The organism is Helicobacter bilis (assembly GCF_001999985.1).
GTDB classification, from domain to species: Bacteria; Campylobacterota; Campylobacteria; order Campylobacterales; family Helicobacteraceae; genus Helicobacter_A; species Helicobacter_A rappini.
In genome coordinates, this window is sequence record NZ_CP019645.1 from 1,927,480 (window position 1) to 1,942,422 (window position 14,943).

Consider the following 14,943-nt stretch of genomic DNA (forward strand, 5'->3'; position numbering starts at 1 on the left):
TATTATAAAATAATTTTTATGTTACTATCTGTATTATAGGCATAACTTGTCCCCTGCAATGATTTTACACATTTTGCAAATTCATCTAGTTCAAAAACTTTTTTAAGGAAAGATTCACTTTCTATGATAGCTTTTTCTTGTAGTCCTTGTGTTATTTTAGATACTCTTAAAGCTTGTTCTAAGGAATAATCATTGCTCTTTAATATTGCTTCAAGATTAGTTAAATTATCCAATTTTCTTTCAAGGCTTTTTAAATGTTTTTCGTATGCTAACTTGGATTTTTTAAGCTCGACTAATTATTTTTTATATTCTTTATTTGTGTGCTTTGTGGTATAATGCCCTTAGAGAACGGCACTTGATTTGTCTCTGTGAATGCCCCAGTTGTCGGTAAGGCTTCCGCATTTTTTGCTTCATGTATCACTTTTCCATTCTTTAGCTTATTTTGTATTGTTTTATCGGTTTTTTTGGTGAGTTGCTAATAATAGTTATATGTGTATCAAAATCTTTTCCTATACTCGTGAGGTATAAATCATCCTTTATTTGTTTAGCAAAAATAAACTCGCTTTCATCTTGTATTGCAATCTGTGGTTTCTCTAAAGTCTCTTTTATTTGTGGTATATATTTTTCTCTACCTTTTTCTATATTCACTAACACCAACCCAAGCCGCTAAAATCACAATCAAAACAAAATTCACATCCATAACCAAATCCTTTCAAACTTATGATAGAATACAAACATTGTATAAGTTAATCACCCCCCCCCCCCCTTCGTTTTCTTTTAAAAGGGTTTGAAAACAGAAGTCTTAACCGATTAGCTTATACAAAGCGACTGCATAAAATACAATCTGCAAAGACAAAGCTATCATTCCAAAAAATCTTTAAGTTGTCTTTAATTTATCTTTTATCTATTTTCTATTAAACATTATAACAAGCTATTTCTAATCTCCATATTCAGTTAAAGGGCAATATTCTGCTGACACGACTATAACTTAATATCTAGCAAAAAGATTCTATACCACTACGCCTTAACCTCACAATTAAGAATCTTTTCTATTAGAATCTTTTTCACTCATAAACTTATGCAAGTCATCATATTCTTGCTTTGTGAAAAAGCGGGTTTTGCCAACAGGCAGTGCGTTTAGATTGATAAACCCATAGCTAACTCTTCTTAAGTCCAGCACATTCGCATTAAAATGTGCGAAAAATCTACGCAACTCTCGATTTTTGCCCTCGCTGATACGCACTTTTAGCTTTGAGATTGAAGCGCTTTTTATAATCTCATATTCCATAGGCATAAACCCCATTGTCTTTATCTTGCTTAGTCTATGCCCCCCTGCCTTTGCATTCTGCAATGTTAAGCCCTCTTCCATTGCCTTTATCATCTGCTTTGTAATATGAGAATCTATTTTAAGAATGTAGGTGCGTGGCAGGTTTGAGTGCATGAGTTTGCTTACAACTTCCTTGCTATCACTCAATATCAAAAGCCCCTCACTTGCAAAGTCAAGCCTACCAACAGGCATAAAATGTGCGTATCTAGCATTTAAGCTATCATAGATAAGCTTTCTCCCATAAGAATCTTTTTTACTTACAATCTCACCCTTTGGCTTGTGATACACGATTGCCGTGTAGTTTTGCTTTTTGGCATAATGCAGCATTTTTCCATGTATGAAAATCTTAAATTCTTTCATGGCGGCATGTGGATTTTGCAGGGCTATTTGTGGGACTAGAGTTTTTGTTGTCGCTAAAGCATGATTAATCTTTACTGCACCTTCTATTATTAGCCTATCCGCCTCTCTACGCGAATATTTGCTGTGTAGTGCGATAAAATGATTAAGTCGCAAAGTTATCCCTTATAGTATTTTTGCTGACTTTGCATTTTTTGCTTTTTAGCTCTCTCTTGGGCGTTGCTTGGTCGTGTGTTTTTTGATAGATTCTCTTTATTAGTGCGTCTATTGTGCTTGATTTTGGATTTTTATCTCTAGTTAGAGTTTTACCTTTTGTGCCTTTGTTACCTTTTGTTTTCGCTTCCTTTTTAGATTCTAGAATCTCTTGTTTTTGGACTTCTAGGGCTTCCTGCTTTGTTAGTCCTATTTTTACATGTTCTCGTAGATAGACAGATAAAAGTCTTAAAATGAGTTGGGCTGAATCTGTCTTATCTTTTATGCTCTCATAAAGATTTATCGCTTCATCTGATACCTTTGTGTTTAAAAGCGTGTTTATCATCACATCGCTGCTTACACTTGGCACTTCATAAAGCTCAAATTTTGCGTTTGTTTCATTCTGTATCTTCTTTAAATCTTTATACTCAAGCGGTGTAGCAAGAGTAATGGCAACACCCTTGCTACCAGCCCTGCCTGTGCGTCCTATCCTATGCACATAAGATTCTATATTTAAAGGTATATGATAGTTGAAAACATGACTTACATTGCGTATATCAAGCCCCCTTGCAGCGACATCTGTGGCGACTAGAATGTCTGCTTCCTTACCTTTAAAGGCTTGGACTGAATCTCTACGCATGCGTTGGTCCATATCGCCATGTAATGCAGTGCTTTTATAGCCTTTATTTTGCAAGTAGCTATTGACTTCATCGGCTTCTTTTTTTGTGCGGATAAAGATGATACTTTTGCTTGGAGATTCTGTATCTATTAGCCTTGTTAGGGCTTCATTCCGTTCATTTTCATTGATGATATAGTAGCGTTGTGCTATATCTGAATTTGTCGTGCTACTTGATTGAATCTTAATATGCACGGGATCATAGAGAATCTTATCTGCTAATTGTTTGATTCTAGCTGGCATTGTGGCTGAAAACAGCAGGGTTTGTGCGTTATTTGGAATATATTGAAATATCTCTTCAATATCATCGATAAAACCCATATCAAGCATCTCATCACTTTCATCAAGGACCACAACATTTGGTGCGAAGTTTTTTAGTCGCTCATTTTTTAAATGATCTAGCAATCTACCCGGCGTTGCGATTAGGACTTGTGGCTTTTTCTCTATCAATTCAAGTTGTTTTTTAACACTTTGTCCGCCATACACACACACTGTTTTTGTCTTTAAAAACTTGCCTAACTTAAAGACTTCATCGCTAATTTGCATAGCAAGCTCTCGTGTAGGCGTAATCACCAAGGCTTCAATGGAGCTATCGTTTTTCAAACTATGGAGAATAGGCAGGGCAAACGCTGCGGTCTTGCCTGTGCCTGTCTGGGCTTGTGCGATAACATCTCTACGCTCAAGTATGGGTGGGATAGCTCTCTCTTGTATAGGGCTTGGTGTAGTAAAACCTGCCTCTTTAATGCCTTTTAACACTTTGTCTTTCAAGCCTAAAGCTCGAAATGAATCTAGCACACTCAATTTATCTTGTGTATTGTCTTGTGCTTTTGTCTCTTTTTTATTCATTAAACGCTCTTTTTGTAAAGTAAATCGTAATTATAGCATTGTTTCTTAACAATATATAGTGTAGTTATTTGTTATTGTGCTTGAATGTGCTGTGTGCGAGAAATTACAAGTAAAACTTTTAGCTTTGAAAATAGCAGAAAGGTGTGCATAAGTAGTGCGTGGTAAGCCAGGATGGAATCTAACTAAAACATAACCATTTATTCATAGAAACAAGCAGTGGCATGTATGCTACGTAAAATCTAGATTCAACCTTAAAGAATTAAATTCTAAATAATGAATTGTTAATTTTTGACTTACCTTAGATACAACTAGTTTATACCATATAATTATACTTCAACACAAACTCATGACAAGAGGGCATATAGCATAGACATTTTGTTGGCATGAACTGATTGATATTAATGCAAAGCAACCTTTCATTTAAATAATTAAAAGCGTTGTTGGTATGTTTGAAGCCTATAAATTTCCACAAATATAAATTGGTATTTACAAAGCCTCATTTAAGAAGTTTATGCGTGCAACTATGTTTAGAGAGTGTTTGAAAGTAAAGATATAATCCACATCTCATTATTCAAACCCAAAATCAATAAAAATTTAACCTTACTTTGCTTTTTCCTTTTTCTCTTTATCCTTTAGGCTCTCGTATTTTTCACCACTTAGATATTCTAAAGCTTTACGCACGACGGTTACAACCGTGTCAATGCCACCTGCAAGGCTAAATAGCCAATATCTATGATGATATAGCCATTCTAGCTCTTTGCCCCTTTTATCATCTTCGTTATTAATAGGTCGCACTAGAAGCTGTGCTATGTCTAATTCTTGATGAAAAATATAGGATTGCAAGGCATCTGTGAAGTAGTCATGAAACACTCTTGAGTTAAAAATATCTTTAATCTCATCTATAGAATCTATTAATTTATCCATTGTTTTATAGTTAAATTTTTCTAGCTCATTCTTGCGATTTAGCTCTTCTATCTCTTGTAAAAACTCGACTAATTCTAAGAATACACTCTCAACTTTTTCTTGTTGTAACTCGCCATAATCAATCCAATTTTGACAAATCTCAATGGCTTTTTCCATATTCTTTTTTGCATGTGCTTTACTCGGGGCTTTAAGCTTTAGTGGCTTTTTCTTTACCTTTGGCACCAAAGCACAAGCTTCTTTAAAAGGCATTTCAATCGTCCCTCTTATCCTTGCTCCACCTTCAGTCGCATTAATCACTTCTATTTTATAAGGTGTATTTGCTATGTCTTTTTCATAGAAGTTTAAAAAGAGTTTCCACACTTCTGTGGTCTCTACTACACCACCACCGCCATATTTTTCCACATAGATTTTATCTTTTTTGGGTTTAATCTCATTTTCACCATATACCGCACCTTTAGAGTGACTTGAGCCATCTTCACCAAAGGCTAAATCCTGCCCTATGATAATGCAGCGTTTAAACTGCGAATGCACGACTAATTCATACGCCATATTTGCCGCACTCATGCCAATGCCAAGATAGCCATATTCATAGAAATTAAAAAGTGTCGTATAACCAAATGGGCGGAAGCTAAACTGCTTTGTGCCTTTTTGTATCGCATGTATAGTGTCCTCATGCACGATTGAAGTAAGGGAGAAAATCACATCTTCTTGTGCCTCCATAGGTGTATCTGTGTAGAATTTCGCACTCTCTTTCACTCTCTCTAAAGAGAACACAATATCTGGCTTTATACCATGCTTTGTAAGCACGGGAAAACTCGCATCAATGCAAAAAAGTGTCGCATAAGGAGCGATTTCTTTCAATGTATCAAGCTGTTTATAAAGGCTTGGTCCTGTGGAGACAATGATGGCTGTATCTCTGCCTTTAAGCTTACCATGGATTTCTACAAGGCTTGGGGCATAGAGTGAATATTTCATATTTTCAATATGCTGCTTTATCCCAACGATAGCATCTTTTGTATCATTGCCTACACTTATTACACCATGCTCGATGGCGGCTACAAAGTCCTTATTAATTCTTAGAATCTCTTCGCTATATTTTTCATAATAGCCATTTGGTAGCAACAAATCATAGACTTTAGAATACACTTTAGAGAATTTATCCATATCAAAAAGGGAGTTAATCATATTGAAATTACATTGTGGAGAATGAAGTAAAATCAGTCGATTACTTAGAATCTCTTCACTAAAATCAATGAGATTTAGCACAATACAAATAATCTCTAATTCTGGCTCAATCACTACAATGCGTTTTAGAATCTCGCTGCCAAGCATCATGCGATATAAGATTCCATTCCCTAAACCATAGGCGTATAAATAGGGATAATAGCGATATATTTCATAGCTTTTTAACACCTCTAGATTCTCTTGCAAGGGATCGCCTTTATAAAGCGGGATATTATTTTGCAATTCAACAATATTAAAGTTCGCACTATCATTTCCCATAAAGACTTCATATTGCGTATTTGTTTCTATTTTTAAGAGATTGTAGAAAAGAAGCGGATCTCGCATGCTTAATGCGTGCAGGTTTCTCTCATAAATGGAGTTTTCATTAATCTGTGTTTGTGCTTTTTGTGGCTCTGAATCTTGCATGATTGTGCTAAGTGGTTTGCATGCTGCTTCTTGTAATTCAGTTTCTTTTATTTCGCTTTTTTGTGTTTTATTTGTTTTTAGCTCATTTGTTTGTGATTTAGCTTTTTGTGTTTTAGCCGCTCTTAACTCACTTTTTTGTGATTTATTTGTTTTTAGCCCACCTTTTTTTGACTCACTCGTTTTTACTTCGCTATTTTGTGCTTTGGTCGTTTTTAGCTCATTTGTCCGCACCTTAGCGTTTTGTGTTGTCTTGTTTTGCACTTCTTTTTTTGTGCTTTTTTGTGTGTCTTGTGTGTTTTTTGTTTGCCCTTTTTTTGCCATCTCTTCCTCATTGCATGATTTTATGATAAAACAAGATGATATTATAATATATTTTTGTAGATTATCAAATATAGGCTTTTAATGATAGCTTATGCACTCTTATCCCATTTTGACTTTTTGTCGTTTCAAACATGGAATCTAGTTTATATTTTGTTGTTTAAGCACATAAGCTGTGATATAGATTCTAAAATATCGGTTATATGCGTTGTCTTTTTGTTGCTTTTAAGTGAGTTTTTGTTTCGGTCATGTATTATATATACACTCCCTCACAAAAAAACTCAACAACACTTAAATTCAATCAAAAATACTGCCGCATTGCATTCCCTTGTCATGTTGCCCCTTATTGTCATGTTGAGCGTAGCGAAACATCTCTACTTGCATAAAGCTAGATTTTTCGGCTAAAGCCTCAAAACGACAAGCCGACTCTCTGTGCGGTAACTTGAAATTTAGGCTATACCCCTGTGTTTAAGATTTTTGATGAATTTTTGCGGTTTTCGAACGAAAAGCGAAGGGAGTGTATTATACATACATGATCGGCTTTGAGTGCAGAATCCGCAAAAAGCAGCACAAAAGATAAACGCACTGCATTTACGCTTTGAGGCCGTATTTAAATATCGCATATAACCTCACCGAAACACACAAAACAAACCGAGTAAAAGCATTCACTTTAATAGCCTTCATAGATTCTAAAAATAGTAAAAGTTTTAGAATCTTGTGAGTTTTATCCATAGTATTGATTGATGGCAGGGTTATTTTAAAGCCAACTTTAATTAATAACTAAACCTTAATGAAAGGAAATCATGTATTTTCACATTCAAAATAGAAACTATAAAACCGCATTTATGCTTATAAGTGCTATATATATGCTGAATGCTACTTTATATGCTAGAGAAATTGCTGCTTACAATAAACATCATATTGCACTATCAAGCGATAATGACGCATATTTTGAGCCTACAAATTACGATAGATACTATACAGCTGGGCATAATCTTAGTTACACCTCAAAAGAATGGCAGAATAGTCCGCTTGCATATACTGCATTATTTTCTAGGCTTTTTAAGAAAGATTTGGCAAGCTCTTTTAGCATTGGCATAGGGCAAGAAGTCTATACGCCCTCCGCCCGTTTTGCATTAAATCCACCTGCAAATGACGCCCCTTATGGCGGCTATCTCTATCTCAACACCATGATACAAAATCGCACAGATAATTTTTTAGAACAGCTTGAGTTAAATATCGGCATGGTGGGCAAGGCTGCGCTAGGTAAAGAAGCACAGGATTTAATACATGAATTAATCAACTATTATCCTTTAGCAGGTTGGGATCATCAGGTTAGAAATGAATTTGTCTTGAATGCGTATTATAAAGCAATGTATCGCTTTGATATTATCTCAAATATTTTTGATATACTGCCCTATGGAGTTATAGCCCTTGGTAATGCAAATACGCATTTAGAGCTTGGTGCAAAAATGCGTGTTGGTTATGGTTTGCATGGGGATTTTGGAATACAAAAAGCTACTTCAAATCATATAGGCTCAATGAGTTTGAATGATGATTTTAGATTCTTTTTGTAAAACTTTTACATATAAAGCTTTTTTCTCAAAAACTCTCTATCATAGGATCTTCATCAGGCATATTTACTCGATAGTTCTCTTACAAGTTTCACTAAGGATATTGCATTCTCACGCGGTAAATCTTTAATCATGCCATGTCCAAGGTTAAAGATATGCCCAGAATTACGCATAACTTCAAGGATAGAGATAACCCCCTCCTTCATAGAAGAATAGTCATAAAGCCTTGCGGGCTCAAGATTACCTTGCAATACAAAGCGATCGCCTGCCTTTTCTTTTGCCTCTTTCATATCAATCTGCCAGTCAATGCCTAATACATCAAACTTGCCGTGAAGAGATTCTAAAAATGCACCGACACCGCGAGGAAATGCGATAAGTGGAATTTGTGGAAATGTAGCCTTAAGATAATTTGCAATATCCTGCAAATAAAACCAGCCAAACTCTAAATATTTGCTTTTTTCTAACGCATTCGCCCATGAGTCAAAAAGCATAACTGCATTTGCCCCAGCTTTTATCTGCATACTTAAATATTGCTTTATCTCATCTGTGAGTTTTTGTAATAAAGCGTGTAAGAGTTTTGGATTTTGATACAACATTTTTTTACTTTTTTCATAGCTTTTACTGCCATGTCCCTCTATCATATATGTAGCAAGGGTCCATGGCGCTCCACTAAAGCCAATCAATGCTTTATCTTTTGCTAATCTTTTTCGCACAGAATCTACGCATTCATACACATAGGAAAGTCTAGTATGTGCGTTTGACTTTAGCATACCTAAACTCTCTTCATCAGTAATTGTTTGTAAAAATTGTGGTCCAAACCCCTCTTTAAACTCTAAAGGAAGCCCCATTTCATAAGGAATAACTAAAATATCGCTGAATAAAATCGCCGCATCCACATCTAAAATATCGATAGGTTGTAGTGTAACCTCTGTGGCTAAATCCACTCTTTGACATAAATCAATAAAATTTTTAGCCCTCTTTCTTGTCGCTTTGTATTCATCTAAATAGCGTCCTGCTTGTCTCATCATCCATATAGGTGTATAGGGCGTTTTTTTTCTCAAACATGCGTCAATAAAAATCATTTAGAATCCTTAGTATAGCATTTGACATATTGTAATGTGTGAATATGTGTAGGCGGTTAATATAATAGACATTGTTTTTCAAGCAACTAATCAGAATCTTCATAAAATATCTCTTAGGTAGCGATCGGATTCTTTACCTATTTGCTAGTATTGATAAAAATCTTAATGCAGGCATACTATAGATAATACATCGTAACAAATACAAAAATATTTGCTATAATACGCGGATATTTTACAAAATCTTGGAGAAACAAGGTGAATCAAAAATTAGAACTTATGGGGCATGTTATCGCTGGATACCCCGACACACATTCATGTATTCGTGCGGCAACGGGGATTTTGCGGGGAGGTGCAACATATTTGGAAGTGCAGTTTCCATTTTCTGATGGTAATGCAGATGGCGTATTAATACAAAGTGCGAGTGATTATAGTTTGCGTCATGGATTTATCCCTCAGCATGGATTTACCATTATTGATACACTTGTGAAAAATACTTCAAAGCGCATACTTGCAATGACTTATGCAAATATTGTATTGCAGTATGGAGTAAAAGAGTTTGTGAGTGATCTTGCAAAATGTGGTGCTTATGGTGTTATTATCCCAGATTTTGGCTTTGGTGAAGAAGATTTTGGCATGAGGGAGTTATGCAGGGAACACAACATATATTTTATTGAGTTAATCGCTCCGCTTACATCACAAAAGCGTGTGAGAGAAATCGCAAGTCAAACACTCGCGCCATTTCTTTATGTCATTGCACGCAATGGATTAACAGGGGGTCAAACACTCATCAATAGGGAAGTTCTTGAGTATATAGAAGATGTGGCTGAAATCTGTGCATTAGAAGAAAAATCAATTATGGTTGGTTTTGGTATTAATCATGCAAGTCAGCTTACCTTATTGCAACATAAAGTTTATGGTGTTGTTGCGGGGAGTTATTTTGTTGATATTATTAATAAGAATCAAGATAGCGAGAATCTTTTGGAGATTTTACAAGATTCCACGCAAAAGCTTTTAGCGTGTGAGTAGTTCTATCCCTTTATGCAGTGCATCTTCACCGCACGATGAAGAATAAAAATGAATTATTTGAATTTGGAGGTGCTGAATCGGCAGTTATTATATAATTTACGCAAATAGCATACAATATGCAAATTTCTACAAAATGGATATGAAATGACAGAAAAGAAAAATAATGAACTCAAATTTATGTTTATTGTGCTAGTTGTAGCATGTGTGCTATTTGTGTATGATGTGGAGTTATATGGCGATGTGTTTCAATTTTTAGCACTTTATTTGGGCATTATTATTTTAGTGTATGAAAAAAATATAAAACGCGTGATTATGCTATCTATTGCAGCTGCCTTTGTTGTTGGCGTTGTTTATGCGATAAAATTTGGGTTTATGCAGTTGGCATCTCATAATACAGAATATGCTTCAATATCACTTCGCCCATACGCATTTAATGGGACACCTAGCATATATGATTATAATGGTTTTCCAAGCGGACATACTGCCGCGGCATTTATTGCCGTGGGATTTGCCTTGCGATTTTATAGCAAAAGATGGATTATATTTTTAGCCCTACTTGCTATCTTAGTGCCACCATCAAGGGTGCTAACACTATGGCATACGACTATACAGGTTATTGCTGGTGGGATTTTTAGCTTAGTTATAACTTATAGCGTTCTTGTTGTATTGCAAAAGATTCCATATTTTCGCAATGCGTAATTAATATATAAGGAAAGTTATGGATTCTAATGGTATTTTATTTCAATTTAGCTCTTTTGGGGAGAGTCATGGCGAGGGTATTGGTGGCATTGTGAGTGGTATGCCATCTGGCATAACTATTGATTATGCGTTTTTAGAATCTGAGATTGCAAGAAGAAAGGGCGGGTCCAAGTTTGCAACACCAAGAAAAGAAGATGATGCTTTTCAGATTCTAAGTGGTGTATTTGAGGGCAGAAGCACAGGGACTCCCATTGGCTTTTTTATCCCTAATATGAATGTGCGTAGCAAAGATTATACAAAGATTAAAGATGTGTTTCGCCCATCTCATGCTGATTTTACCTATTATCATAAGTATGGACATAGAGATTATCGTGGTGGTGGCAGAAGTAGTGCTAGAGAGAGTGTAGCGCGAGTGCTTGCTGGTGGGTTAGCAAAGCTGCTTTTAAGGGAGTTTAATATTGAGATTCTAAGTGGTATTACGCATGTAGGTAACATAGGCACAGCTAAGAAGAATTTTAGTCGAGATGATTTTATGAGTGCTAGAGAGAGTGCTATATTCGCCCTTGATAAAAGTAAAGAAGAAGCCATGCAAGAAGAGATTTTGAGTGCAAAAGCAAAGGGTGATAGTGTGGGTGCAAGTGCTTTATTCTCTGTTTTTAATGTGCCTATTGGACTAGGAGAGCCGCTTTCCTATAAACTTGATTCTATACTTGCAAGGGATCTTATGGGGCTTAATGCGGTAAAAGCAGTAGAGATAGGCAGCGGTATAGAATCTACAAAGATGTATGGCTCTCAAAATAATGACTATATGGATAAAAATGGTTTTATGAGTAATAATTCTGGTGGGATTTTAGGTGGTATCTCAAATGGGAATGACATTATCATTAAAGTGCATTTCAAGCCCACGCCTAGCATATTTTGTGCGCAAAAAACAATAGATATATATAATAATGAAGTAGATATAAAGTTGCAAGGCAGACATGACCCATGCGTTGGTGTAAGGGGTAGTGTAGTGTGTGAGAGTATTGTTGCCCTTGTCTTGGCTGATATGTTGCTACTTAATATGAGTGCAAAACTAGAGAATCTTAAAAAGATTTATGGGTGAGTTTAGTTTATTGAACGACTATTCCACGAAATACATGCCCCTATATGATTATGGAGCATGTAAGGTCTTGTTATACTCCATACTGCAGCTATTTTAAATCTTTTATAAACAATCCTTTGAATATTTATTTAAATTTTATATGTTGTCATTATTTGTCTTAATTTATGTATTTTTACTCATTTTACTTCTCACAATTATAATAATATCCTCGCAATTAACGAATTTTTACAATATTCATTTTTGTTAATAAATCGTTTTTTTTTTTTTGTATTATCACGCAATTTTGAATTTAGGAGTTTTTATTATGGGTTTTTTAGATACACTCAAACGCAACAAGCCTGCACGCAAAAAAGATATTTTGAAGTTAATAGACTTTAACAAAGATTATAGTGAGCTTATCTTGCGTGCCTTAGCTGATCCAAATGGTTTAGGAAAGCTTGATGCTATGATGCATAATGCCTATATGCCAAGGCATTACTGGGAGATTTTTCATCAAATGTATGTGTATGGCAATGCTTACAGCAACGATGGAATAGCACAAAGGGAAATTTGCATTGATTGTGGTGGGCATATTGGTGTATTTACAGATGTTGCCCTGCATTGCGGTGCGATTGTATATGTCTTTGAGCCAAACAAATATCTTTTTGCTTTTTTACAGAACAAATATAGGGATAACCCAAATGTGATATTACATAATCAAGCGGTTTCAAATAGAAATTACCAAACGCAATTTTTGATTGATGAATGTGGTGAATTGTCGCAGGGAAATCGCATTGTAGAAAGCGTGAATCATACGCAAAAATCCTATGAAGTAGAAGTCATTGACTTAAGTCAATATATTAAAGAGCATATCCTGCCAAAGCACAACAAGATAAGTTTTTTAAAGCTTGATGTGGAGGGAAGTGAATTTGACATTATGGAATCTTTACTAGGACAAGACTTACATAAATATATAGGCTACATTGCTTGTGAGACGCACGAAAGATTCTTTAGTGATGGGGAAGAAAAACTAGCAAAACTTAAACAAAGCATAGAAGAAAAATCCGCAAAAAATGTGTTTTTGGATTGGATTTGATTCTATGCTTTTAGTATTTTCTTATGTTTTGCCTTCATGGCAAAAATAGACCAATTAAAGCTTTTAAGATTCCAAACTATAAAAACTAGATACGGAAAGTTTTTACAAGCAATAAAATCTTCTTAAAATATATGAGATTCTATTGTCCTGCCAATTAGATTCTATTTCATTAAAGTGGATTTAGAATCTAGCTATTAACTTCAGCTAAAACAGCTAAAAACTACAACGCAAATAAATCACTAAATTCATTAAACGCCATAGATTCTAGCTTGGCTTGATTTTCACACACTGCCTTAATCTGTTCGCATTTTTTGGGGCTAAGTTTTAGGGCGATATTGCGTTCAAACTTCGCCACTAACACAGGGATACCCTCACTTCTTCGGCGTTTATGCCCGATAGGATACTCTACTTCCACCTTTTCGCTCTTGCTGCCATCTTTGTAGAAAATCTGCACCGCATTAGCGATTGATCGTTTATCCGCCTCTAAATACTCGCGTGTATAGCGATCATCGACTTCTACTACCATTTTATTCCGCAAGGCGTCAATGCGTGTATCACTCGCCACAGAGTCTTCATAATCTTCAGCGGTTAGTCGCCCAAACACAAGCGGCACAGCCACCATATACTGAATGCAGTGATCCCTATCAGCAGGGTTTGCAAGCTCGCCGACTTTGTTAATGATTCTATGTCCAGATTCTTGAGTGGTGATTACAATTTTTTCAATAGAATCTAGTCTGTCTTTGACTTCATTATGCAGTTTCAACGCGCATTCTACCGCCGTTTGCGCGTGGAATTCCGCTGGGAAGCTGATTTTAAACAGCACATTTTCCATTACATAGCTGCCAAATTCTTGCGGGATAGTGAGCTTTTTGCCTTTCATTTTCACATCTTCAAATCCCCAAAACTCCGCACTCAACGCACTTGGATAGCCCATTTCTCCGCTTAAGGCTTTCAAGGCTAGATTTACGCCCCTTGAGCTTGCATCTCCTGCCGCCCAGCTTTTGCGTGAGCCTGTGTTTGGTGCGTGGCGATATGTCCGCAACGCCCCGCCATCAATGAATGCGTGGCTTACTGCGTTTCGCACTTCTTCAAAGCTCCCACCAAGCATAGCACACGCCACAGCAGTAGAAGCGATCCTAACAAGCAGCACGTGGTCTAGCCCCACTTTGTTAAAGCAGTTTTCTAACGCTAACACACCTTGAATCTCGTGAGCTTTAATCATCGCACTTAGCACATCTTTGACTTTCAAAGGCTCTTTGCCTTCAGCAATATTTTTGCGGCTTAGATAGTCAGCTACCGCCCAAATCGCCCCTAGATTATCGCTTGGGTGTCCCCACTCTGCAGCTAACCAAGTGTCATTAAAATCAAGCCACCTAACCATTGCTCCTACATTAAACGCCGCTCGCTCTGGCTCTAGCTGATAGCTAGTCCCCGGGATCTTTGCTCCCAAAGGGCGAAACTCCGCGCCCTCAACAACAGGTCCTAGAAGCTTTGTGCAAGCTGGAAAGTTTAATGCCAAAAGTCCGCAGCCTATGGTATCCATAAGGCAGTATCTCGCTGTATCATAGGCTAAAGGGGAGTTAATTTTATACTCCAACGCATAGCGCGCAATTTTTGTTAGCAGCTCATCAAACTCCGGTCGTTTGGTATCCAATGTTCCCATATCGGCACTCATTGTGTTCTCCTTGTAGTAAAGTTAAAAATTATGTCCGCCTTGCCTTTGCGGTTAAAATCGCGGATTCTGCGTTCGCCAACTTCGGCACTACCGCTTAAGGTAGCTTCTCGTTGGCTCACTTGGTGCAGACGAAGTCAAACCCGTCTAACGCAAAAACCACGATTTTTCCTCGCAAAATCAAGGCGTAGCAGAAAATTTTCAAATCAAATAACTCTGCTATTTATGTTATTTTAGAATCTAGATTCTAGATTCACCGCCACTGATTGCCAAGCCAAATAGTTAGATTCCCACTCGGCAAAATACAAACCATCTAAGTAGCAAAACCGCACTCCTAAGCGTTAAAGATTTTGTGATGATTTTGTGGGTTGTCAAGGCGTGGGCGAAGGGATTTACCTTGAGTGGTAATGAGCAAGCCCA

Annotated in this window: 14 protein-coding genes; 5 read left to right on the forward strand and 9 right to left on the reverse strand. The window is 36.5% G+C overall.

Annotated features, from left to right (window positions below; genetic code table 11):
• Positions 1-2 precede the first annotated feature (2 nt).
• From XJ32_RS08760 to XJ32_RS08780, 6 genes are all read right to left on the reverse strand, one after another.
• On the reverse strand, positions 3-233 hold the full coding sequence (locus XJ32_RS08760; protein ID WP_077389133.1) for a hypothetical protein: 231 nt from the start codon (positions 231-233) through the stop codon (positions 3-5).
• Between the two features lie 59 nt (positions 234-292).
• Positions 293-421: a hypothetical protein gene (locus tag XJ32_RS13225; protein ID WP_302475931.1), complete on the reverse strand. Its 129-nt coding sequence runs from the start codon at positions 419-421 to the stop codon at positions 293-295.
• A gap of 11 nt (positions 422-432) precedes the next feature.
• Positions 433-648, reverse strand: coding sequence for a PBECR2 nuclease fold domain-containing protein (locus XJ32_RS08765; protein WP_254422335.1), 216 nt, complete (start codon positions 646-648; stop codon positions 433-435).
• Positions 649-1,036: 388 nt separating this feature from the next.
• Complete coding sequence (locus tag XJ32_RS08770; protein ID WP_077389135.1) at positions 1,037-1,840, reverse strand: pseudouridine synthase; 804 nt, start codon at positions 1,838-1,840, stop codon at positions 1,037-1,039.
• Entirely contained in the window at positions 1,830-3,398 is a 1,569-nt protein-coding gene (locus tag XJ32_RS08775; RefSeq protein ID WP_155761500.1) for a DEAD/DEAH box helicase, read from the reverse strand. Before XJ32_RS08775 ends, XJ32_RS08770 begins: the two co-directional genes overlap by 11 nt.
• 600 nt (positions 3,399-3,998) lie before the next feature.
• Positions 3,999-5,972, reverse strand: coding sequence for a motility associated factor glycosyltransferase family protein (locus XJ32_RS08780; protein ID WP_077390274.1), 1,974 nt, complete (start codon positions 5,970-5,972; stop codon positions 3,999-4,001).
• A gap of 1,121 nt (positions 5,973-7,093) precedes the next feature.
• Between XJ32_RS08780 and XJ32_RS08785 the strand changes: the two genes are divergently transcribed.
• Positions 7,094-7,867 carry a lipid A deacylase LpxR family protein gene (locus XJ32_RS08785; protein WP_254422336.1) on the forward strand — a complete coding sequence of 258 codons (774 nt, stop codon included), beginning with the start codon at positions 7,094-7,096 and terminating at the stop codon, positions 7,865-7,867.
• A gap of 53 nt (positions 7,868-7,920) precedes the next feature.
• Here XJ32_RS08785 and hemE read toward each other — a convergent pair whose 3' ends face one another.
• On the reverse strand, positions 7,921-8,946 hold the full coding sequence (hemE, locus tag XJ32_RS08790; RefSeq protein WP_077389137.1) for a uroporphyrinogen decarboxylase: 1,026 nt from the start codon (positions 8,944-8,946) through the stop codon (positions 7,921-7,923).
• Positions 8,947-9,201: 255 nt separating this feature from the next.
• Between hemE and trpA the strand changes: the two genes are divergently transcribed.
• The 4 genes from trpA to XJ32_RS08810 all read left to right on the forward strand — a co-directional run bounded on the left by trpA (position 9,202) and on the right by XJ32_RS08810 (position 12,851).
• Positions 9,202-9,972, forward strand: a complete 771-nt coding sequence (gene trpA, locus XJ32_RS08795; RefSeq protein ID WP_077389139.1) for a tryptophan synthase subunit alpha — start codon at positions 9,202-9,204, stop codon at positions 9,970-9,972.
• Positions 9,973-10,116: 144 nt separating this feature from the next.
• The gene (locus tag XJ32_RS08800; protein ID WP_077389141.1) at positions 10,117-10,671 is read left to right on the forward strand and encodes a phosphatase PAP2 family protein; all 555 of its coding nucleotides are present in this window, start codon (positions 10,117-10,119) and stop codon (positions 10,669-10,671) included.
• A gap of 19 nt (positions 10,672-10,690) precedes the next feature.
• Positions 10,691-11,776, forward strand: coding sequence for a chorismate synthase (aroC, locus tag XJ32_RS08805; RefSeq protein WP_077389143.1), 1,086 nt, complete (start codon positions 10,691-10,693; stop codon positions 11,774-11,776).
• Between the two features lie 304 nt (positions 11,777-12,080).
• A complete protein-coding gene (locus tag XJ32_RS08810) occupies positions 12,081-12,851 on the forward strand; it encodes an FkbM family methyltransferase (RefSeq protein WP_005218738.1) in 771 nt (256 codons plus the stop codon).
• A 220-nt stretch (positions 12,852-13,071) separates the two neighbouring features.
• Here XJ32_RS08810 and prpD read toward each other — a convergent pair whose 3' ends face one another.
• Both prpD and XJ32_RS13230 read right to left on the reverse strand, forming a co-directional pair.
• On the reverse strand, positions 13,072-14,526 hold the full coding sequence (gene prpD, locus XJ32_RS08815; protein WP_077389145.1) for a 2-methylcitrate dehydratase: 1,455 nt from the start codon (positions 14,524-14,526) through the stop codon (positions 13,072-13,074).
• On the reverse strand, positions 14,523-14,645 hold the full coding sequence (locus XJ32_RS13230; protein WP_258554202.1) for a hypothetical protein: 123 nt from the start codon (positions 14,643-14,645) through the stop codon (positions 14,523-14,525). Before XJ32_RS13230 ends, prpD begins: the two co-directional genes overlap by 4 nt.
• Positions 14,646-14,943 lie beyond the last annotated feature (298 nt).

What these genes read in the sequence shown, in the direction of transcription:
- XJ32_RS08775 (WP_155761500.1), bottom strand. Translation starts at nt 3,398, where the DNA reads ATGAATAAAAAAGAGACAAAAGCACAAGACAATACACAAGATAAATTG.
- XJ32_RS08780 (WP_077390274.1), bottom strand. Translation starts at nt 5,972, where the DNA reads ATGCAAGATTCAGAGCCACAAAAAGCACAAACACAGATTAATGAAAAC.
- XJ32_RS08785 (WP_254422336.1), top strand. Translation starts at nt 7,094, where the DNA reads ATGTATTTTCACATTCAAAATAGAAACTATAAAACCGCATTTATGCTT.
- hemE (WP_077389137.1), bottom strand. Translation starts at nt 8,946, where the DNA reads ATGATTTTTATTGACGCATGTTTGAGAAAAAAAACGCCCTATACACCT.
- XJ32_RS08800 (WP_077389141.1), top strand. Translation starts at nt 10,117, where the DNA reads ATGACAGAAAAGAAAAATAATGAACTCAAATTTATGTTTATTGTGCTA.
- aroC (WP_077389143.1), top strand. Translation starts at nt 10,691, where the DNA reads ATGGATTCTAATGGTATTTTATTTCAATTTAGCTCTTTTGGGGAGAGT.
- XJ32_RS08810 (WP_005218738.1), top strand. Translation starts at nt 12,081, where the DNA reads ATGGGTTTTTTAGATACACTCAAACGCAACAAGCCTGCACGCAAAAAA.
- prpD (WP_077389145.1), bottom strand. Translation starts at nt 14,526, where the DNA reads ATGAGTGCCGATATGGGAACATTGGATACCAAACGACCGGAGTTTGAT.